The organism is Sodalis-like endosymbiont of Proechinophthirus fluctus (assembly GCF_001602625.1).
Lineage (GTDB): Bacteria > Pseudomonadota > Gammaproteobacteria > Enterobacterales > Enterobacteriaceae.
Window position 1 is genome coordinate 11,300 of the sequence record NZ_LECR01000077.1, and the last position, 1,989, is coordinate 13,288.

A 1,989-nucleotide genomic window follows, 5' to 3' on the forward strand; every position below is an offset into this window, starting at 1 on the left:
ATCTTACGCCTTGAATTCAGACGCAAACTCTGACCAAGAACATAGAAATTCCTCGTCAAACCATATTTCATATTCATGAAATATGGTTATATTATAGAAATCTTCTATAGAAATCTTCTGATGCTTTATTCATATACATAAAATGGGATTCTTTACTTTACTTCTCACGCCAATGGGCTGTGGTTCTCACGATGGATCGTGATTAGGTGAATAAATTTTACCCGGCGTGAGTATATCGAGCCGGCTGAGATGGGCGTCTGCGGTGAGAAAATCCATATCGGTAGACAGAAATGTCTGCGTCTGTCGATATAACATCCTCTGGTTATCGGTTACGCAGGTGGTATGTCTTTAAATGCAGTGTAAAGATCTGACGGCACCGTCCACGTATAAATTCTTCTATGCTAAACGGCGTTTCTTTTGTAAAAAAGATAAAGTACGCTGTTTAGCATTTTCAATCTGACGTAGAGTTTAGTTGGTGGGAAAAATTATAGATCGGATACCTTGCCCTCAAAGAAATAATATTGTTATCTACTCGATAGTATTTAATAGCCGGCTCTCCGGATTATATCGGATGAGGTTTTCACTGAAACCTTTGCCATAACTCACGTCCTGAAGATGCAACAAAGAATAACTCAGCGATAGTGCGAATTCTGGCCATAATTAAATAGTCATTGCCGATAGCGGTGACAAAGGGAAGGCGGAATTGTAATAAGCTAGTGCGAAGGTCGACATGTGCTGCGAAATGGTGGTGCATAGAGATATTCTTATCATGGGTAATACATACTAGGCATTACGGCTAAGGAAGGTGGTGGCGTTGCTAACGCGATGATCCGTGCAAGACCGTGCGGTTTTGTAGCCTCTTTGGCAATCACTGGCGCAACAGCTTCCTGCCGTCAGTGAGGAGTTGCTCTGCGTTTACGGAGTGACCACATTATCCGACGCGCATTGGTTGAGCTTTTGTTATTTATGTCGTTGCTAGGATGTTTTCTTTACGCTAGGAAAGGTCCATATGAAAAAAATAATATTGCTCCTGGGTACGCTAGAACTGACGGGGTGCGCTGGGCATCAATACGCGGAAAAACCGCCGACGACCTTGATTGATCATGGCGATTATACGGTGGATATGTCCTATCCATCTCAATCACAGGATGACCGTGTCCGATTTCTTATATTCCATTATACTGCCGTTGATGATAATGAATCTCTTCGGCTGCTTGCACACGGCAGCGCTAGCGCCCATTATCTTATTCCCTCCAATCCTACCGAAATTTGCGGTAAACCGGTGGTATTGCAGTTGGTGCCGGAAAATAAGCTGGCCTGGCACGCGGGCGTAAGCGTAAACGTAAGCGGCTGGTCCGGGTACAATAATATTAACGATGCTTCCATCGGTATTGAAATCGTTAATGACGGTTTTCATGAGGGGCCTACCGGGAAGCAATGGATCCCCTATCATAAAGAACAGACGATGTTAGCGGCCCGTCTGGCAAGGGATATTATCGCCCGTTACCAAATTAAGTCGCAGAACATGTTGGCGCATAGCGATATCGCGCCGTTCAGAAAGACCGATCCCGGTCCGCAATTTCCTTGGCGGGAAGTGGCGCAGCAAGAGGGGCATGGCAGGATGCGGCGACAGTGGACAAATATTTGCAGGGCAAACATCGCTGGTCCGCGGGCAAATATCACGCTTATCAAACAGGCACTGGTCGCTTACAGTTACACCATTCCGCAAACGGGCACGCTGGATAAACTGGCAGTGGCCCTGAGCAGATGCACCAGCGCGCCGGAATATACCCAAGTCTTGGCATTCTCAGCACCACAGGACAGGGCTATGGTGGCATCTGGAGTAGCACCACGTTTCAGAAGGCGCTTATTAGCCCCGAGGCGGTAGGTTAGGCTTGATAATCAGTCGATCGGGGGACACGCTGGATTGTAGAAGCTAGCAGCGGACGATCATCAGGCCGGGTAAACTGGCCGCGTGCGATGCCCGGC

1 protein-coding gene is annotated in these 1,989 nt (G+C 47.2%); it reads left to right on the top strand.

What is annotated here, in order from left to right:
• Positions 1-1,009 precede the first annotated feature (1,009 nt).
• Complete coding sequence (locus BG74_RS07495) at positions 1,010-1,888, top strand: N-acetylmuramoyl-L-alanine amidase (protein WP_187202770.1); 879 nt, start codon at positions 1,010-1,012, stop codon at positions 1,886-1,888.
• Positions 1,889-1,989 lie beyond the last annotated feature (101 nt).

What these genes read in the sequence shown, in the direction of transcription:
- BG74_RS07495 (WP_187202770.1), top strand. Translation starts at nt 1,010, where the DNA reads ATGAAAAAAATAATATTGCTCCTGGGTACGCTAGAACTGACGGGGTGC.